13 protein-coding genes are annotated in these 18,466 nt (G+C 63.0%); 5 read left to right on the forward strand and 8 right to left on the reverse strand.

Features of this window, described 5'->3' with window-relative positions:
- Positions 1-3: 3 nt before the first annotated feature.
- Positions 4-1,488 (forward strand): GDSL-type esterase/lipase family protein, encoded by a 1,485-nt coding sequence (locus tag OHL14_RS12300; protein WP_263379651.1) that lies wholly within the window; start codon positions 4-6, stop codon positions 1,486-1,488.
- A gap of 3 nt (positions 1,489-1,491) precedes the next feature.
- On the opposite strand, the gene OHL14_RS12305 is transcribed toward OHL14_RS12300, so the two are convergent.
- Both OHL14_RS12305 and OHL14_RS12310 read right to left on the reverse strand, forming a co-directional pair.
- Positions 1,492-2,709 (reverse strand): MSCRAMM family protein, encoded by a 1,218-nt coding sequence (locus OHL14_RS12305; RefSeq protein ID WP_263379652.1) that lies wholly within the window; start codon positions 2,707-2,709, stop codon positions 1,492-1,494.
- A 59-nt stretch (positions 2,710-2,768) separates the two neighbouring features.
- Complete coding sequence (locus OHL14_RS12310; protein ID WP_263379653.1) at positions 2,769-4,124, reverse strand: FAD-binding protein; 1,356 nt, start codon at positions 4,122-4,124, stop codon at positions 2,769-2,771.
- A 422-nt stretch (positions 4,125-4,546) separates the two neighbouring features.
- On the opposite strand from OHL14_RS12310, the gene OHL14_RS12315 reads away from it, so the two are divergent.
- The 3 genes from OHL14_RS12315 to OHL14_RS12325 all read left to right on the forward strand — a co-directional run bounded on the left by OHL14_RS12315 (position 4,547) and on the right by OHL14_RS12325 (position 6,242).
- Positions 4,547-5,068, forward strand: a complete 522-nt coding sequence (locus OHL14_RS12315; protein WP_263379654.1) for a hypothetical protein — start codon at positions 4,547-4,549, stop codon at positions 5,066-5,068.
- Positions 5,069-5,109: 41 nt separating this feature from the next.
- Entirely contained in the window at positions 5,110-5,502 is a 393-nt protein-coding gene (locus tag OHL14_RS12320; RefSeq protein WP_263379655.1) for a helix-turn-helix domain-containing protein, read from the forward strand.
- A 77-nt stretch (positions 5,503-5,579) separates the two neighbouring features.
- The gene (locus OHL14_RS12325; protein WP_263379656.1) at positions 5,580-6,242 is read left to right on the forward strand and encodes a hypothetical protein; all 663 of its coding nucleotides are present in this window, start codon (positions 5,580-5,582) and stop codon (positions 6,240-6,242) included.
- Positions 6,243-6,487: 245 nt separating this feature from the next.
- Here OHL14_RS12325 and pgm read toward each other — a convergent pair whose 3' ends face one another.
- The 6 genes from pgm to OHL14_RS12355 all read right to left on the reverse strand — a co-directional run bounded on the left by pgm (position 6,488) and on the right by OHL14_RS12355 (position 12,544).
- Positions 6,488-8,164 carry a phosphoglucomutase (alpha-D-glucose-1,6-bisphosphate-dependent) gene (gene pgm / locus OHL14_RS12330; protein WP_263379657.1) on the reverse strand — a complete coding sequence of 559 codons (1,677 nt, stop codon included), beginning with the start codon at positions 8,162-8,164 and terminating at the stop codon, positions 6,488-6,490.
- Between the two features lie 61 nt (positions 8,165-8,225).
- Positions 8,226-9,455 (reverse strand): MFS transporter, encoded by a 1,230-nt coding sequence (locus OHL14_RS12335; RefSeq protein ID WP_263379658.1) that lies wholly within the window; start codon positions 9,453-9,455, stop codon positions 8,226-8,228.
- Entirely contained in the window at positions 9,452-9,787 is a 336-nt protein-coding gene (locus OHL14_RS12340) for a hypothetical protein (protein ID WP_263379659.1), read from the reverse strand. The genes OHL14_RS12335 and OHL14_RS12340 overlap by 4 nt, the downstream gene beginning before the upstream one ends.
- Before the next feature lie 100 nt (positions 9,788-9,887).
- Positions 9,888-10,451, reverse strand: coding sequence for an isochorismatase family cysteine hydrolase (locus OHL14_RS12345; protein WP_263379660.1), 564 nt, complete (start codon positions 10,449-10,451; stop codon positions 9,888-9,890).
- A 26-nt stretch (positions 10,452-10,477) separates the two neighbouring features.
- The gene (locus OHL14_RS12350) at positions 10,478-10,909 is read right to left on the reverse strand and encodes a MarR family winged helix-turn-helix transcriptional regulator (RefSeq protein WP_263379661.1); all 432 of its coding nucleotides are present in this window, start codon (positions 10,907-10,909) and stop codon (positions 10,478-10,480) included.
- Positions 10,910-11,122: 213 nt separating this feature from the next.
- Positions 11,123-12,544: an APC family permease gene (locus tag OHL14_RS12355; protein ID WP_263379662.1), complete on the reverse strand. Its 1,422-nt coding sequence runs from the start codon at positions 12,542-12,544 to the stop codon at positions 11,123-11,125.
- A gap of 212 nt (positions 12,545-12,756) precedes the next feature.
- Between OHL14_RS12355 and OHL14_RS20040 the strand changes: the two genes are divergently transcribed.
- Positions 12,757-18,465 carry a DNRLRE domain-containing protein gene (locus tag OHL14_RS20040; RefSeq protein WP_317890414.1) on the forward strand — a complete coding sequence of 1,903 codons (5,709 nt, stop codon included), beginning with the start codon at positions 12,757-12,759 and terminating at the stop codon, positions 18,463-18,465.
- Position 18,466 lies beyond the last annotated feature (1 nt).

Here is an 18,466-nt window from a genome sequence, read left to right on the forward strand (position 1 = left end):
TAGATGATTCGAACCTACGGAATGGCAGCGTTGTTGTTGATGGGATACACAACGAGCGTGGTGGCACACGCGCAGGGAGACCCTGCGCGCGCCTTCGATGCCGCGACGGCCGCCGTACGCAAACCCGGAACGAAGGTGCGTGTGGACCTTATCGGCGACTCCACGCAGACCTTGAATGCTGGCTATGGACGCGGCTTCTGCGCCAATATGAAGGCGGATGTGGACTGCCTCGACATGGCGAAGGGCGGCGCTAGTACGCGAACCTATCGTGAGCAGGGTCTGTGGGATCGAGCCCTGCAGACGAAGCCGGATTACATGGTGATCCAGTTCGGACATAACGACCTGGTGACAAAGGAGCATCTTGATCGACAGGTCGAGCTGCCGGATTACATCGCAAACCTGAAGCGATTTGTTATGGAGGCGCGCTCTGCGGGGATTACGCCTGTGCTGGTGACGCCGTTGACGCGCCGGTACTTTGAGGCGGACGGCAAGATTCATTCTGACCTGACGCAGTACAGCCAGGCGATGACGGGTGTGGCTATGGAGATGAAGGTGCCGCTGATCGATCTGCAAGCAGAGAGCATCGCCTATCTCGATAAGGTGGGTGAAGCTGAAGGCAACAAGCTCGCGATTACAAAGAAGGACAGCGACGGCAAAACGATCTTCGATAAGACGCACTTGAACTGGGCCGGGTCGTATGTCTTCGGGCGCATGGTTGCGGTGGGCTTGCGGGATGCCGTGCCGAAGCTGCGGTTCGATGTGAAGAGTGAAGCTGCGACCTTACCGCCAGAAGGCGTGAAGGCGATGAAGGTGCTCAACGGCGGACCGGTAAAGATCGTGCTGGTGGGGGATTCGACGACAGCGCCGGAAGGTGGCTGGGGGCCGGGTTTCTGCGCGCTGATGACGAAGAACGTGACGTGCATCGACGATGCGCTGAACGGACGGAGCACAAAGAGCTTCATCGACGAAGGCGCGTGGGCAAAGGCGCTGGCAAAGAAGGGCGATTACTACACGATCCAGTTCGGGCACAACGACCAGAAGCCGAACCCCGATCGCCACACCGATCCAGGCTCGACCTTCGACGACAACCTGCGCAGGTTCATTCATGACGTGCAGGCGATCGGCGGAGTTCCGATTATCATCACACCGCTGAGTCGCAGAACGTTCATCGATGGCAAGGTGAAGGAAGACCTGAATGAATATGCGGCTGCAGCGAAGCATGTGGCAGCAGAAGAGGGCGTGACGTGTGTCGATCTCAATGCGATGTCAACGAAGCTATTGAACACAATGACGCAGGAGCAGGCGGACGAGTTCGATATGACAGGCCATGCCGACGCCAAGGCGGAGAACGGCGCAGCTGCGAAGCTCGATCGCACTCATCTGAACGACAAGGGCAAAGCGGTTTTTGGGCGCATGGTCGCGGACGATCTTATCCGCACTCAAGTGGAGCTCGGGCCGGATGTGATCGGCGCCCCTGCCAAGCCGTAGCGGCTACTGCTGGGGCTGGACAGGCACCGTAGCGTTTACGCCGTAAAGGTCGCCTGTGAGCAGCAGCGGCTGGTCGACGCCTCCGTATTTGGCAGTGATACGTTCCTTGTCCTGCGGCGGAAAGGGACTGCCGTTCTGCGGTGCGGACGCTTCCCAGATAACGTCACGCGCATTGCTGACGCGCAGGATGTAATCGCCATCGGGAACGAACTCGAAATGGAAGAGGCCATCTTCGCGCTCGATGTCGGTCGTTGCAACTTCCTTGTTCGTATCGCGGTCGACGAGCGCAACGGTGGCCGCGTTCACGGGATGGCTGTCCGCACCTGCGAGGACGCGACCGGTAAGTTTGTGGAGCTTCGCGATCGGCAGCGTCATATCTTGCCCCGTTCGTGACTGTCCTGCGCCGAGCTTGAGGCTCGCGGCCTGGTCGATGCGCGGCGTTCCACCGCCGAAGAAAGTGAGCGCGAAGCCGAAGGTCTGCATTACAAACTGCATCTGATTGCCGCCCATGTTGGCGGTGACGTTCTTTGCTCCGACGAGCTGTAGCGTGGCTTCAACCATGTACTCGTCTGGAAGCAGCGAGGCGACGCGGTAATAACCGCGGTCATCAGTCTCTGTGTCGGGTGTGAAAGACGCGCCGCGTGGCAGATCGATCCACTGGCCGTCGTGATTTTTGTGCTGCACCTTGACGCGCACGCCAGCGGCTGGACTGCCATCGTCGTAGAGGATGAGTCCGCTGATGGCAGCGCCGCGTTCGAGTTGGACCTGTGCGACCTCGGTCTGGTTCTGCTCGACGACGACGCGGGTGAGTTTGCGGGCAAGCTGATCGCGAATCTCAGGCGTGGGCTTGGTGAGCTGTTCTTCCGTGAAAAGGTTGCGGGGATTGATGTAGCCAGGCTCGTCGACGATCACGTAATACGCGCCAGCGTGGACTTTGGTGAGGGTGAAGCTGCCGTCAAGCGTTGTGGTGACGGTGTCGCTGCGCTGGGCTGTGTTTGTCTTCGCGGGAGCGCCGTTGATGGAGGCCGCATCGGTGGAACCCAGCTTCGCTTCCTGTGGAACGGGTTCGAGAAAGACCTTGGCAAAGCGCGCTGGCTCATTGGTGTCGGAGCAGTAGACGTGACCTGTGACGGTTCCTGTTGGTTCGGTGCGCGCGTTGGCCGTGGCCGTCTGCGCGGAGGCAGCGGTGGTGATGAGGAGCAGCAGAGGCCAAAGGCGCATGAGGAGATTATCTCCGATGGAGTGGAGTTCTCCGATGTGACGCGTGCGTTGATGCAGCGTTAGCCGAAGATGTTGGTGTCGAGAAATTGGTTGCGGAACCTACCCTGCGGGTCGTGCTGCCTCGTCAGGGCTTTGTAGGAGTCCATCTTCGGATAACGCGCGGCAAGCTGAGCAGGCGGAACGCGGAAGACCTTAGCCCAGTGCGGTCGCGCATCGAAGGGAGCGAGCTTTTCTTCGATGTAGGGAACGAGCGCGTTGATGGCATCTGTTTCCGGTTTGAAGGTGAAGTGAATTGCGAGTGAGTCGCGCTGGTACGCCATGCTGGTCCAGAGCTCGTCGGCGGCGATGGAGCGAATTTCGGTGATGAACAGATGCGGCGTGATTTTGTCGCGCAGGCTTTCGACGGCTCGGATGGCTTCGTAGCCGCGGTTGCGGGGGACGAAGTATTCAGTTTGAATCTCGGCGCCACTGGAAGGCGTGAAGTTCATCTTGAAGTGCGGGAGCCGTTCGTACCAGGGACCGACGACGCCGAGTTGCGGTGTGCAGCTTTCGGCGGAATGATCGTCGATCGGATGCATGTCGCGCGTTGCGGCTTTGGCTCCGTAGAACTCGGGTGCGATGGCGCGGTGTTCGCCGGGAGCGACACGGTACTTGAGCCAGACCTGGTTGACGTTGTCGTTCTGCCAGTTAGTGAAGAGGCTGACGCTGTAGTCGTGGGACATGATGTCTTCGAGGTTGTGCTCGAGCTGATCCATCGACATGTTTCGGTAGACGAGCTGCGCCATGTCGTAGCGCGGTTGCAGGTCGAGCGTGACCTTGGTGACAATGCCGAGAGCTCCCAGCGCGACGACGGTGCCGAGGAAGTTGTCGCCGTCTTTGGCGCGCGAGAGATGGACGAGTTTGCCGTCGGCGTTGACGAGTTCGAGTGAGGAGACGGCGCTGGAGAGGTTCTTGTTGTGGACTCCGGAACCGTGCGTTGCGGTGGCTATCGCTCCAGCGACGGTGATGTGCGGAAGTGAGGCGAGGTTGTGGAGCGCGAAGCCCTGCTTGTCGATGACCGGAGCGAGCGTGCCGTAACGAACGCCTGCGCCGACAGTGACAGTTCGCGCGGCGGCGTCGACTGCGATGGAGTCGAAGTGCTCGAGCGAGACCTGATTGGTGAGGCTGTCGGCGATGGCATTGAAGGAGTGGCGCGAGCCGAGGGCGCGTAGCTTCGGGCACTTCACCACGATCTGCTGCAGCTCTTCTATCGAGGTTGGCTTATAGAGATGATCTGCGTGATAGGTGAGATTTCCGGCCCAGTTGGTGCGAGGTGTCGATGATGTCTGCATAAGGTCTTCAGCGGAGGCGAAACGAGAGAGCAGAGCTCCGGTGGCGATGGTTGCGGATGTCTTGAGGAACTCTCGCTTGTTCATAGTGTCCGATTTCTCCGGTGATGAAGTCGAGACATTCTATGCGTTGCGAGGCGGGCCTGGCAGGTATCCCCCTCCCCCCCATACTTTTGAGGCAAAGTCTTGCGATGAAAGTGGATAGCTCTGGACTTACGTGTTGCAGGTCTGCGGTGAGGGTAAAAGCAAAGGCCACCTGCGGTTTGCGGGTGGCCTTTCTTGATTTCTGAATTAAGGATAGCAGGTTGGAGGTAGTGAACATGCAAAAAGTTTTAGGGGTGAATCGCCAGTGTTTATAGGGGTTTTGGAGTGATGAAGGTCGATAAGGGGGTTGACAGGATTTGTGGTGAAAAGTCGGTAGCTGTGCGGGTATCCGTTGGGAGACTTGTGACGAGGGTTGGAGCGCGGCTAGGGTTAAGGGACGCGGTTTCTCGCGCAGGAGTGGATGGATGATGCGTTTGTCGGGCTTGCGGTGCTTGTTGGTTGTGGGGCTGGGTTTGCTGGGTGCAGGTGTCTCGAAGGCCCAGGTTGGGGTGTACGGGGCGTTTTCTACGGCACAGTTGACGGCGGCGAATACGCCTCGGATCTATGGGGGGATGTTCGGTGTGTACTACGACGCGAAGCACTATCCGGGGATTTCGTTGGGGTTAGATGGGCGATTCACGGCGCTGCCGTCGAACAGCAGTACTTCGACGAAGAGTGTGCTGGTAGGGCCGCGTGCTGTGGTGCATATTCCGCTGGTGCCACTGCGGGTGTTTGGCGAGGCGCTGATCGGTGGCGCTCATACGACGACCGGGCAGGGAACGGCCCACTATGACGGCGGCGGGATGGAGACGGCGTGGAATATTGGCGTCGATGCGACGATCTTTCCGCATCTCGACTGGCGGGTGCTCGAGTTCGACGATGGGCACATCATTGGGGTGGCTTCGGGAATCAAGACGGTGTCGAGCGGCGTGGTGGTGAGGTTTTGAGGGCAGGGGCTAGGAAACGGGGAGTAGGAGTGGAGGTGAATATGACAAGTACCGTTATCGGGATTCGGCCGATTAAGACAGAAGAAGATTATGACGCTGCGGTGAAGCGGATTGAGACGCTCATGAGCGCAGCCCCGGGCAGCCCAGAGGAAGACGAACTGGATATGCTGGCCACGCTGGTGTGCGCATATGAAGAGAAGCACTTCCCCATGGACCCGCCCGAGCCGATAGCGGCGATCCAGTTCCAGATGGAGCAGCAGGGGCTGACGCGGAAAGACCTGGAACCGATGATCGGAAGCCGCGCACGGGTGTCGGAGGTTTTGGCTGGGAAGCGGCGGTTGACGCTGCCGATGATCCGGCGGGTAAGAGATGGGTTGGGGATCTCGGCGGATGTGTTGGTGGGGACGGGGAAGGTGGCGGGGCGGAAGCGGTAGGTGCACCAAAAATAAAACTCCGCAATGGGCTTGTATTGAGAAAATTCGTGCCTCAGGCTATATGAGGAGGGCACGAAATGGACAACAACACTCGGACGGTAGAAGTCGCACAATTATGGGAACGCCTTGAAGCCATGGAAAATGATCTTCGTTTCGACGGTAAGCACTATCCGAGGGGTATGTGTCGGTTTCCATTTCGGTTAGCGGGACAGGGGTTCTTTCCGGGCGGTGATGGAATGTGGAGAGATGACGGTGAGCTTGCTTCTCAAAAAGCGGGCAAAATCCAGCAAGGTGGTGTGCTTTTTCTAGGAAATGATTTTGGCGTTCTTGATAGCTACAAAAAGCTGGAAAAGAAGGGTTTTGAAAATGTGCCAACATGGCGTCACATCAAATTGCGCGCAGCATCTGCCGGCATTCCGTCCGAACTGACATTCTTTACTAACGCGATCATGGGCCTCCGTATAGACGGTAAAGCACTATCCCCGCGCAGTTGGCAGACTATGGCGGGCGTTCCCAAATTTTGCGAGGAGTTTCTTGACTTTCAATTGACGACAGTAAAGCCTCGCTTGACCGTCGTCATGGGGCCGCACGCTAAAGACGCTTTCGATGCTCTTGCGACCAAATCAAAAGCTGGCAAAGTGCTATACACAACACATCCATATGCAGACTTCAATTTTCCTCCTGCGAGACGCGCAGCTGACATAGCGGAGCTCAAGGCATCCTGGCAGCTGGTATCTTAGCCCGCATATGATGTCGGGCATTCAGCCCTCTGGGTCTTGGTTGGCTGTTTACCTGGGGCGTTGCCCCAGGCTGGTATGAAGCGCGCCTTTGGCGCTGAAGGCGCTGGCAGTACTGATGGAACAGCAGATTCCCTTCGGGAATGACAGTAAGAAAAGCAAGTGCAAGAGCCACTGCGGGTCTCTCCACTGCGCGTCACAAAGACAAGGGCGTGATGCTCCGGTCGAGATGACAAAGTTGTGGAAGGTTAGGCGATGGCTTTGGCTACCAAGGCTTTGGCTTCGGTTTGGATTTGGGTGAGGTGGTCGGGGCCGAGGAAGCTTTCGGCGTAGATTTTGTAGACGTCTTCGGTGCCGGAGGGGCGGGCGGCGAACCAGCCGTTTTCGGTGGTGACCTTCAGGCCTCCGATGCTGGCGTGGTTGCCGGGGGCTTCGGTGAGGATGGCGGTGATGGGCTCTCCGGCGAGTTCTTTGGCGGTGACCTGTGAGGGCGAGAGCTTGCTTAGCTTGGCCTTCTCTTCCTTGGTGGCTGCGGCGTCGATGCGTTGGTAAACGGGGTCGCCGTATTTGTGGGTGAGCTCGGTGTAGAGCTGGCCGGGGTCTTTGGCGGTGCGGGCGGTCATCTCGGCGGCGAGGAGGCCGAGGATGAGGCCGTCCTTGTCGGTGGTCCAGACCTTGCCGTTGGTGCGGAGGAAGGTGGCGCCGGCGGACTCTTCGCCGACGAAGCCCAGGGTGCCGTCGATCAAGCCGTCGACGAACCACTTGAAGCCGACGGGGACTTCGAGCATGGGGCGGTTGAGGCCCTTGGCGACGCGGTCGATGATGCTGGAGGAGACGAGGGTCTTGCCGATGCCGACCTTTTCAGACCACTGCGGGCGATTGGTGAAGAGGTACTGAATGCAGACGGCGAGGTAGTGGTTGGGGTTGAGCAGGCCGACGGATTTGCAGACGATGCCGTGGCGATCGTGGTCGGTGTCGCAGCCCCAGGCGACGTCGAAGGAATCTTTGTTGGCGATCATGCTGGCCATCGCGTTGGGCGAGGAGCAGTCCATGCGGATCTTCTTGTCCCAGTCGAGGGTCATGAAGCGGAAGGTGGGGTCGACGTAGGGATTGAGGATGGTGAGGGGAAGCTTGTAGAGCTCGGCGATGCGAGGCCAGTAGTGGACGCCGGCTCCACCGAGGGGGTCGACGGCGAGCTTGAGGCCGGTGCCGGCGAGGACGGAGAAGTCGATGATGTTGCCGAGGTCGCCGACGTAGGCGGAGATGTAGTCGTGGCGGTGGGTGGTGTCGGATTTGATGGCCTTACCGTAGTTGAGGCGCTTGACGCCCTGGAGCTTGGCCGCGATGAGTTCGTTGGCGCGATCCTGAATCCACTTGGTGGCAGTCGTGTCGGCGGGGCCGCCGTTGGGCGGGTTGTACTTGAAGCCGCCGTCCTCGGGGGGATTGTGCGACGGGGTGATGACGATGCCGTCGGCGAGCCCGAGCGTGCGGCCATTGTTGTATTGCAGAATGGCGTGCGAGAGCGCGGGGGTGGGGGTGTAGCCGGGGGCGCCGTTGGTTTCGGGGCAGCCTGCGTCGATGTAGACGTTGACGTCGTTGGCGGCGAGGACTTCGAGCGCGGTGCAGAAGGCGGGCTCGGAGAGGGCGTGGGTGTCCTGTGCGAGGAAGAGTGGGCCGTTGGTGCCCTGGGTGGCGCGGAACTCGACGATGGCCTGCGTGATGGCGAGGATGTGCGCGTAGTTGAAGCTGGTGTGGAGCGAGGAGCCGCGATGGCCGGAGGTGCCGAAGGAGACCTTTTGCGAGGGCTCGTTGGGGTCGGGATGGTTCGCGTAGAAGGCGGTGACGAGGCGCGGAAGGTTCACGAGCTTGTCAGGGGATGCGAGGTGGCCGGGCGTGTTGAGAGCGGTGTCGTTCGGTGCGGGCATGGTGGAAAGCATACCGCTTTGGATGCGGATTGGCGAAGTCGGGATGGTGAAGCGCGTAACTCTAGACGGACACCATTTCTGCCGCTGCAGCTTTCTTCACGCGGGATTGATAGAGGAGGCCGACCAGGAGGGCGGCGAAGCCTGAGGCGGCTCCGATGGCGAGCGACCAGCGGGGGCCGAAGTGATCGGCGGTCCAGCCGACGATGGGGGCTCCAAGGGGAGTGGTGCCCATGGCGATGGCAAGCATGATGGCCATGACGCGGCCGCGCATGGCGGGTTCGGTGGAGAGTTGGACGAGGCTATTGGTGGAGGTGGTGAAGGTCTGGGCGGCGACTCCGATGAGGACGAGGACGCAGCCGAAGAGCCAGTAGTTGGGCATGATGGCGGCGAGCGAGCAGCCGACGCCGAAGATGGCTGCGCCGATGAGGAGAAGCGAGAGGCGAGGCTTCTCGCGGCGGGCGGCAAGCAGAGCTCCGCAGACGGAGCCGACGGCCATGGTGGAGGAGAGGATGCCGTACTCGCCCGCACCGGCGTGGAAGACGGTGACGGACATGGTCGAGATGAAGATGGGGAAGTTCAGGCCGAAGGTGCCGACCAGAAAGATCATGAAGAGGACGACCTTGAGGTCGGGGCGCGCCCAGACGTAACGGAAGCCGTCGATGAGCGAACCGCGGGCCTTGGAGGCGCGCTCGTTGACGTAGAGCTCGTCGAGGCGCAGCAGGCTGAGCGAGATGAGTACGGCGATGAAGGAGACTCCGTTGAGGAGGAAGACCCAGCCGGTGCCGATGGCGGCGATAAGCAGACCGGCGATGGCGGGGCCAATCATGCGGCCACTGTTGAAGGATGTGGAATTGAGCGAGATGGCATTGGAGAGATGTGCTTCGTCGACGAGCTCGGAGACGAAGGTCTGGCGTGCAGGGGCATCAAAGGCAGCAGCGCAGCCGAGGAGGCCGGCGAAGATGTAGACCTCCCAGAGCGTGACGAGGTGGGTGACGGTTAGCAGACCGAGGCCGATGGCGAGGATGCCCATCGTCGCCTGCGTGGCGAAGAGCAGCTTGCGGCGGTCCATGTGGTCCGCGGCAAAGCCGGTGAGAGGGAGCAGCAGGACCTGTGGACCGAACTGGAGGCCCATGACGATGCCGACGGAGGTGGCGTTGTGGTGAGTGAGCTCGGTGAGAACGAGCCAGTCCTGGCCGACTCGCTGCATCCAGGTGCCGATGTTGGAGATGAGCGCGCCAGCTGCCCAGAGGCGGTAGTTGCGGATGGCGAGCGAGCGGAAGGTGCCGGTCATGGGCGCTGCGATTCTGTGGGGTTGTTGCCGCCGTGGAGCTTGCCGAAGTTGTGGGCGGTGAAGATGCCGAAGAGCAGGATGCCGAGACCGAAGGCTGCGATCTGGAAGGTGTTGCGGACGTCGAAGGTGCCGACGCGGAAGAGCAGGAAGTAGAAGGCGATGAGGTTTGCGAAGCCCCAGATGACGTTCACCGTGGAGGATGAGAGGCCCTTGCCGGGAGGTTTGGCGAAGGGACTCTGAAAGGGCTGGCCCATGACACCGCGAACGAAGTGCGGGATCGCATTGGTGAGGAAGGCTCCGGCGAAGAAGTAGGCGATGGGATGGTTGGGCATAGTGTCCTCTAAGTGGGGCGGGGTTCCCTCCGGGGCTAAAGCCCCGATATCTAGGATGGAGTTTGATGGACGGGCTGAAGCCCGTCCCCTTCAAAACGATTCAGGCGCGGGTGGAGTCGAGCAGGTCGATGATCTGTTCGGTGGTGCCGGTCTCGGACATGCGCGGGAAGATGCGGGCGATGCTGTTGTCGTGGGCTTCGAGGCTCATGTCGGTCATGGCGTCGATGGCCATGGTGACGTGGAAGCCGAGGCCGTGGGCGTCGCGCGCGGTGGACTCGACGCCTGCAGTCGTGGCGACTCCGCAGACGACGACCTGCGTGACGTTCTGCGACTTGAGGTAGGTGTAGAGGTCGGTGTTGGTGAAGGCTCCCCAGGACTTCTTGGTGACGAGGTGATCACTGGGCTGCTGGTTGAGCTCGGGGATGAGGTCGGACCAGCCTGCGGGGAATTCGCGGACGCGGGGTGGAGCTTCGGTGCGGCCGGGTGCGGGGGCGTCGACGTTGACGAGCACGATGGGAAGATGGTGGCGACGGAAGGCGTCGAGGAGCTGTACGGAGTTATGGATTACCTCGGCGACGGGGTGCGCTGTGGGCATGGCGACGATGCCTTGTTGAAGGTCGATGACGATGAGGGCGGTCTTTGGATCGAGCTGAGTGATGGGCATGGTGGCTCCTGTATTGATGAGAAGGATTAGGAATTGACGAGGCGTCGGAGGACTTCGACGGCGGTGAGAAGGTCTTCGAGGTCGGTGGGTTTGAAGTTTTTTTCGATAGAGCGGACGAGCCAGTCTTCCTTGGCGCTGCGCAGGGTGCGCAGCATCTCGCGGCACTTGGGCGAGAGGCTGAGGATCGTCTGGCGGCCATCGGCTGGGTTGGGTGCGCCGTCGATCATGCCTGCGGTCTGCAGGGTGGCGACGGTGGCTCCCATGGACTGCTGACGGACGCCTTCGGCGTTGGCGAGAGCCGTGACGGTGGAAGGGCCGTCGCGATCGAGGCGGAGGATGACGTTGCGCTGCGAGTGGGTGAAGTCGGCGTGCTGGGACTGCTCGCGGAGCTTGCGCTGGAGATCGCCAAGGGCGATGCGAAGGTCGGTGGCGAGGGCGGAGAGTTGTTGCTTACCCATGAAGAGAGGCTAGCAGGTAGGAAGGAAAACTGCAAAGTTTAGCTTTGTATTTTTGAGTGGGAAGTGGGAAGTGGGAAGTGGGAAGTGGGAAGTGGGAAGTGGGAAGTGAGAAGTGAGAAGTGAAGAGTGAAGAGGTCGCGCGTGTTAACGTGCGATGCCGACGTTCCCCCCGCGAGCAAAGAACGCTCGCCGGGGCTCCCGGCGGAAGAATTTTTATGCGGGTTTGTTGCGGAGGCGGTAGAAGGTGTAGCCGAGGAGGTTGACGAGCAGGGTGGCGCCGAGGATTTTTAAGGCGAAGGGGATGGGTTTGGTGGTGTCGTCGAAGGGGTATGCGTTGAGGCCGAAGGTGAGGAGGGTGGAAAGGAAGCCGACGGAGCAGAGGACGATGACCCAGAGGGGGACTTGGTTGGTGAAGAGAGGTCTCTTCAGGAGGCCAGCGCCGAGGATGGGGATGGCGAACATGGCGAGGTAGGCGAGGACGTAGAACTCGTTGGAGGCGTTGTTGAGGACGTTGAAGGTCTGGGCGGCGCGCTCGCCTGCGCTGCCGAGGACGATGAGCGCGGCGATGATGGCGGTGGCGAAGAGGATGGAGTTGTGCGGGGTGCGGTAGCGCGGGTGGAGGCGGGAGAACCAGGCTGGGATGAGGTGGTCCCAGCCTGCGGCCATGGGCAGGCGAGCGACTCCGGCAAAGATGTAGCTGGCTGCGCCGAGGATGCGGATCTGCAGCAGAAGGATGACGAAGCGTGCGAGAAGGGTGCCGAGGGAAGAGTCGCCGAAGGCGAGGCGGAGCGTCTGCGGGATGGGCGCGATGTAGTTGAGGGTGGAGTTCGTGAGCTCGTGGAAGGCGAGGACGGACGCGGTACCGAGCGTGAACATGAGGATGATGATGGGGCTGGCGATGATGACGGAGAGACCGATGTTGCGCGAGGGGGATTTGGCTTCTCCGGCCATGATGGCGATGTACTCGAGGCCGGAGGCGGCGAAGATGATCTGGCCGATGAGGGCGAGCGAGGTGGGATCGGTTTTGGGGAGGTGGAGTTCGAAGGGTGTGAAGTGGATAGGGAGATGGTGGGCCATCGCCCAAAACGGAGAGAGGATGAGCAGAGCGAATGCGGTCATCATGGCCGCGCCGGAGACGTTGTGAATCCATTTGCCGAGAGCGAGGCCGCGCAGTGCGGAGAGGGTGAGCAGCGTGAGCAGGATGGCTAGGGAGGTGAGGACGACGGGGTGGCTGTCGGGAATCCAGGCGGCGGACGGGCCGACCATGAAGGCGAACTCGCTGGGGAGCTGGAAGAGAAGGAAGGCGATGACGAAGAGTCCGTAGGCCCAGATGTTCCAGGCGGTGAGGAAGCCAAGGGTGTCGCCGAAGGAGCGGCGGGCCCAGACGTAGAGGCCGCCTTCGAGGGGCATCTCGCGATTGAGGTAGAAGACGGCGACGGCCATGGGCGCGTAGAAGACGGCGAAGGCGAAGAGCCAGACGAGGGTCTGCGCGTGGCCGAGACCTGCGGCTAGACCGACCCAGGAGGAGCCGACGACGGTGAGTACCTGCGAGAGAACGAGGTCACGCAGGGAGAGCTGGCGTGAGAGATGGTGCTCGGAAGAAGAAGATGGGCTGGCGTGCGGGGCGTCAGGCATTGAGGGAATGATAAGGCAGGGAGTAAGGAGTAGGGAGTGGGGAGTAGAAAGACGGATTGGTGGTTGATTTTTAGGAGGGGACGGGATAGAACGGTGACATCCTCCGGGTCCCAGATTTGATGATGTGTTTCGCAGCCCGCCTGAGTCTCTGAAGAAGAGGCCAGGCGGCAACGGGCTATACAGAGCAGTCAACGTTGTTGAAGGCGGCGAACTTGAACGGCAAGCTCCGGCTATGGGGTAAGTGGGTCTGCGTGTTGCGGGCGGCGGGTTTGTGGCTGCTGCTGGTGATGTGCGTGTGGGGTCGTGGGTGGGCGCAGCAGGCGACGCTGGTGGGCGACGCGCATGTGTCGAGTGCGCAGCCGACGGTAAATGCGGGAGCGCTGAGCAATCTTGACGTCGGGAGCGGGTATACGGCGCTGGTGCAGTTCGATCTGAGCAGTCTATCGACGGGGACGACCTCAGCGCAGATTGCGAAGGCGACGCTGCGGGTGTACTGCAATCGTGCGGATGCGGGCGGCGCGGTGAGCGTGCAGCCGGTGAATGGAGCGTGGTCGGAGATGGGGGTGACGTATGCAACGTTGCCAGGGTTGGGCGCGAGCATGGGGTCGCAGACGGTAGGGACGGCGGGGACGTTTGTGGTCTTCGATGTGACACAGATGGTGCAGGGGTGGGTGAGCGGGGCGGTTGTTAACAATGGGCTGGCGTTGACGGCGGGGTCGGGCGTGTCGGTGCAATTCGACAGCAAGGAGAATGACGAGACGAGCCACGCTGCGGAGTTGAATGTGGATCTGGTGGGGAGCAGCGTGATTGGGGCTGCAGGAGCGACCGGGGCTACCGGTGCGGTGGGACCGACGGGGGCGATGGGGGTCGCGGGAGTTACAGGTGTGACGGGAGCGCAGGGGCTGCCTGGAGTGGCGGGTGCTGCTGGGGTTACCGGCGCGGCTGGCCTTATAGGAGTGACAGGAGCTACGGGTGCGGCTGGAGTTCAAGGCGTGGCGGGTGTTAAAGGGGCTGCGGGAGCTACTGGTGCGGCTGGCACTACGGGAGCGACGGGAACGGGGTTGATGGGGGTTACGGGAGCGACGGGTAGTCAGGGACTCCCGGGTGTGACGGGAGCGACCGGGGCGCAGGGGCTCGTGGGGGCTACGGGAGCGGCTGGGGCGGCTGGTGGGGCGGGGCTGAATTTTGTTGGGGCGTACGACTCGATGGTGAACTATGGCCTGGGGGATGGGGTATTGTGGCAGGGCTCGGGGTGGGTGTCGCTGGTGGATGGAAATCATGGGAATACGCCGAGTCTGAGTCCGGGGCAGTGGACGATCTTTGCGGCGGGTGGAGTGGCGGGGGGAACGGGAGCGACGGGACCGCAGGGGCTTGTGGGGGCGACCGGAGCGAATGGGGTGAATGGGGTCGCGGGAGCGACGGGAGTTGCAGGAGTTACGGGGGCGACGGGAGCGGCGGGCCTGGTGTATCGCGGGAGCTATGAGTCGACGGTGAACTATGGGGTGGGGGATGTGGTGGTGTGGGCGGGGTCGAGCTGGGCTTCGCTGGTGAGCTTCAATGTGGGGCATACGCCGGGGCTGGTAGCTGGGTATTGGGGACTGCTCTCGGCGCAGGGAGTGCAGGGAGTTCAGGGAGCAATTGGTTTGGGTGGACCAACAGGAGCTACCGGGGCCGTGGGGCCTGTCGGGCCTGCGGGACAGCAGGGATCGCAGGGGTCGCAAGGGGTGGCTGGGCAGGCGGGAGCTCAGGGGATTCAGGGGGTGATGGGAGCTACGGGGCCGCAAGGGGTGGTGGGTGTTACGGGTGCTCAGGGAGCGGTGGGACTGAACTTTGTGGGCGTGTATGACTCGACGCGGAACTATGGGCTGGGCGATGGGGTGACGTGGCAGGGGGCGGCGTGGGTGTCGTTGGTGGCGGGGAATCATGGGCAGACTCCGAGTTTGAGTCCGGCGGATTGGGCGATGTTTGCGCAGGATGGAGCGGTGGGTGCTGCCGGGGCGACGGGTGCTGCCGGGGCGACGGGAGCGACCGGAGTGATGGGGCTGAGTGGAACTGCGGGTGCGACGGGTGCGACTGGAGGAACAGGGGCGAACGGATTGCCGGGCATGGTGTTTCGTGGGGCGTATGTGTCCGGGGCGAACTATACCGTGGGGGATGTGGTGACGTGGGCCGGGGAGAGCTGGGTGTCGCTGGCGGGATTCAATGCAGGGCAGACGCCGGATGCTTCTCCGACGTATTGGGGAGTGCTGACGACGCAGGGTGCCCAAGGCTTGCAGGGGGTTCAAGGTAGCGTGGGCGCGACGGGGTCTACTGGCGGAGTGGGGCCGCAGGGTATCCAGGGAGTCTCTGGAGTGCAGGGGCCGACGGGGCCGCAGGGGCCGGTGGGAGCACAAGGGCTGTTGGGGGCGACGGGAGCGAAGGGAGATGTGGGCGCTGCGGGAGTACAAGGCGTTGCGGGACAGGCGGGAGCGCAAGGGATTCCGGGAGTGACAGGAGCGACGGGGCCGCAGGGTGTGGTCGGAGCTACGGGCTTGCAGGGTGCCGTGGGGTTGAACTTTACGGGCGCGTATAGCTCGACCGTGAACTATGGGCTGGGCGATGGAGTGACCTGGCAGGGAGCGGCGTGGGTGTCGCTGGTCTCGGGGAATCATGGGCAGACGCCGGGGGTGAGTCCGGCTTACTGGGCGATGTTTGCGCAGGATGGCGCGGCGGGAGCTGTGGGGGCGACGGGGGTTGCAGGGGCGACGGGAGCGACGGGCGTTGCCGGGTTGAGTGGGGCTGTGGGGATGACCGGGGCGACTGGAGATACGGGGGCGAATGGGTTGCCGGGCATGGTGTTCCGTGGGGCGTATGCATCGGGTACGAACTATGTCTTGGGGGATGTGGTGACGTGGGCTGGGGAGAGCTGGGTGTCGCTCGTGGGGTTCAATGTGGGGCAGACGCCGGATGTGTCGCCCGCGTATTGGGGCGTGCTGACGACGCAGGGGGCTCAAGGTGTGCAGGGTGTGCAGGGTACCGCGGGTGTGACGGGCGCGACCGGCGGGTTGGGGCCGCAGGGTGTGCAGGGAGTGGCGGGTGTGCAAGGGGTGGCAGGGCCTCAGGGGCCGGTGGGGGCTCAGGGAGTGACCGGGGCGCAGGGGGCTAAAGGGGATGTGGGCGCGCAGGGCTTGCAGGGTGTGGCGGGGCAGGCGGGAGCGCAAGGGATTCAGGGGGTGACAGGAGCGACGGGGGCTCAGGGAGTGGTCGGGGCGACGGGAGCTGTCGGGGCTGTGGGCATGAACTTTGTGGGGGCGTATGACTCGACGGTGAACTATGGATTGGGCGACGGGGTGCTATGGCAGGGTGCGGGTTGGGTTTCGCTGGTGGCGGGAAACCATGGGAATACGCCAAGCCTGAGTCCGGGGCAGTGGGCGATGTTTGCGGCGAGTGGTGTGGCCGGTGTGAACGGCGCGGTGGGAGCGACGGGTGCAACCGGGGCGAATGGTCAGATGGGAGCGATGGGTTTGACCGGGGCGACGGGGCCTCAGGGAGTCGTGGGGCCGGGTGGAGCGAATGGGGCTACGGGAGCGCAAGGATTCCAAGGCGTGGCGGGGCCGGTGGGAGCTACGGGCGCGATGGGAGCTACGGGAGTGAATGGGCTGGTAGGAGCGACGGGAGCAACCGGGGCGGGACTGCAAGGGGTTGCGGGCGCGACGGGTGTCGCGGGGGCAACGGGAGCGACTGGAGCGGATGGGTTGCCGGGGTTGGTGTATCGCGGGGCCTATGGCTCGGGAACGAACTATGCGATGGGCGATGTGGTGACGTGGCAGGGGGCGAGTTGGGTGTCGGTGGCGGGGTTCAATGTGGGGCAGGCACCGGATGCGTCGCCGACGTACTGGTCGCTGCTGGCGGCGGAGGGATCACAGGGGTTGCAAGGGGTGCAGGGACTGATCGGTATGACGGGCGCGACGGGTGGGGTGGGGCCGCAAGGTGTGCAGGGCGTGCAAGGTGTGCAGGGAGCGACGGGGCCTCAGGGACTGGTGGGCGCTCAGGGATTGGTTGGGGCGACGGGAGCGCAGGGAGATGTTGGTGCGGCGGGAGCTCAGGGTATCGCGGGGCAGGCGGGGGCACAAGGGATTCCGGGAGTGACGGGAGCAACGGGTTTGCAGGGATTGGTGGGGGCGACTGGGGTTGCTGGGGCTACTGGAGCGAGTGGCGTTGCTGGAGTGACGGGAGCTACTGGATCGGCGGGGATGGTGTATCAGGGGGCGTATAGCTCAGGCACGAACTATGCGTTGGGAGATGTTGTGACGTGGCAGGGGGCGAGCTGGGTGTCGGTGGTGGCGGGGAATGCTGGGCAGGCACCGGATGTGTCGCCGACGTATTGGGCGCTGGTGGCGGCGCAGGGGGCTCAGGGCGTGCAGGGATTGACGGGGGCTGCGGGCGTTACGGGAGCTACGGGTGGTGTGGGGCCGCAGGGCGTACAGGGATTGCAAGGAGTTCAGGGGGCGACGGGACCTCAGGGGCCGGTGGGGGCTCAGGGACTGGTGGGGGCGACGGGAATGCAGGGGGATGTGGGTGCGACGGGATCGCAGGGCGTGGCGGGGCAGGCTGGGGCGCAGGGGATTCCGGGCGTGACGGGAGCGACAGGGTTGCAGGGACTGGTTGGGGCGACAGGGGTTGCTGGTGCGACTGGTGCGAGTGGCGTTGCTGGAGTGACGGGAGTTACCGGGTCGGCGGGGCTGGTGTATCAGGGGGCCTATAGCTCGGCGGCGAATTATGCGGTAGGAGATGTTGTGACGTGGCAGGGAGCGAGCTGGGTGTCGCTGGCGGCTGGGAATGGTGGGCAGGCGCCGGATGTGTCGCCGACGTATTGGTCGCTGGTGGCAGCGCAGGGGGCTCAGGGCGTGCAGGGATTGACGGGGGCTGCGGGCGTTACGGGAGTGACGGGTGGAGTGGGGCCTCAGGGCGTGCAGGGTGTGGCGGGTGTGCAGGGAGCTACGGGGCCGCAGGGGCCGGTGGGTGCTCAGGGCTTGCAGGGGCTGCAGGGTGCGGTGGGAGCGGTTGGGGCCACGGGGGCGCAGGGTGTCGCGGGGCAGGCAGGTGCGCAAGGGGTGGCGGGCGCGGTGGGTGCGACGGGAGCGCAGGGGATTCAGGGAACAGCAGGTGCGAATGGGGCGACGGGCGCGACCGGGGGTGTAGGCGCGACGGGCGCGACCGGGGCGGTGGGGATAAACTTTCGCAGCGCGTGGTCGCCAGGGACGAACTATGCGGTGAACGATGCGGTGACGTATGACGGAGGGACTTACCTGGCGTTGGCGGCGAATCAGAATGCGGAGCCGGATGTGAGCTTGTCTGCTTGGACGGTGGTGGCGCAGGCGGGTGGGCTTGGCCCAACTGGCGCAAATGGGGCAGCGGCGACGGTGCAGGTGGGGACGGTGATGACGCTGGCGGCGGGGGCAGCGGCTACGGTCATGAATGCGGGCACGGCGAATGCTGCGGTGCTGAACTTTGGGATTCCGCAGGGGGCTACAGGAGCGGCGGGAAGTGGTGGAGGGACGAGTGTCGGAAGTGGGAGCTTTGCGGCGATTGTTCACTCCGTGAGTTACAACGCAACGTACTATGCAGTGAATTCGACGAATGCGAACACAGTGGAGACGGGAACGACGGCGACGGGAGCTGTGCTGGCCTGGGTGCCTTTGGGGTGTACGGCGACCCAACTGAATGTGTATTCGCAGCAGTCGAACACGGTTACGGTGACGCTGCGGACCGGGGTTCCGGGGTCGATGCAGAGCTCGGCGCTAAGCTGTGCCGCGGCGACGAACGGGAGTTGCACGGCGACGGGGTCGGTGGTGGTGGCTCCGGGGCAGTTTGTGGACTACACGATTACGGGACCTTCGGGGACGGCGGCGGGGGTGTGGACTGCGTTGCAGTGCCAGTAGC

The sequence above is a fragment of the Granulicella paludicola genome (assembly GCF_025685545.1).
GTDB lineage: Bacteria > Acidobacteriota > Terriglobia > Terriglobales > Acidobacteriaceae > Granulicella > Granulicella paludicola.

What these genes read in the sequence shown, in the direction of transcription:
- OHL14_RS12300 (WP_263379651.1), top strand. Translation starts at nt 4, where the DNA reads ATGATTCGAACCTACGGAATGGCAGCGTTGTTGTTGATGGGATACACA.
- OHL14_RS12305 (WP_263379652.1), bottom strand. Translation starts at nt 2,709, where the DNA reads ATGCGCCTTTGGCCTCTGCTGCTCCTCATCACCACCGCTGCCTCCGCG.
- OHL14_RS12310 (WP_263379653.1), bottom strand. Translation starts at nt 4,124, where the DNA reads ATGAACAAGCGAGAGTTCCTCAAGACATCCGCAACCATCGCCACCGGA.
- OHL14_RS12315 (WP_263379654.1), top strand. Translation starts at nt 4,547, where the DNA reads ATGATGCGTTTGTCGGGCTTGCGGTGCTTGTTGGTTGTGGGGCTGGGT.
- OHL14_RS12320 (WP_263379655.1), top strand. Translation starts at nt 5,110, where the DNA reads ATGACAAGTACCGTTATCGGGATTCGGCCGATTAAGACAGAAGAAGAT.
- OHL14_RS12325 (WP_263379656.1), top strand. Translation starts at nt 5,580, where the DNA reads ATGGACAACAACACTCGGACGGTAGAAGTCGCACAATTATGGGAACGC.
- pgm (WP_263379657.1), bottom strand. Translation starts at nt 8,164, where the DNA reads ATGCCCGCACCGAACGACACCGCTCTCAACACGCCCGGCCACCTCGCA.
- OHL14_RS12335 (WP_263379658.1), bottom strand. Translation starts at nt 9,455, where the DNA reads ATGACCGGCACCTTCCGCTCGCTCGCCATCCGCAACTACCGCCTCTGG.
- OHL14_RS12340 (WP_263379659.1), bottom strand. Translation starts at nt 9,787, where the DNA reads ATGCCCAACCATCCCATCGCCTACTTCTTCGCCGGAGCCTTCCTCACC.
- OHL14_RS12345 (WP_263379660.1), bottom strand. Translation starts at nt 10,451, where the DNA reads ATGCCCATCACTCAGCTCGATCCAAAGACCGCCCTCATCGTCATCGAC.
- OHL14_RS12350 (WP_263379661.1), bottom strand. Translation starts at nt 10,909, where the DNA reads ATGGGTAAGCAACAACTCTCCGCCCTCGCCACCGACCTTCGCATCGCC.
- OHL14_RS12355 (WP_263379662.1), bottom strand. Translation starts at nt 12,544, where the DNA reads ATGCCTGACGCCCCGCACGCCAGCCCATCTTCTTCTTCCGAGCACCAT.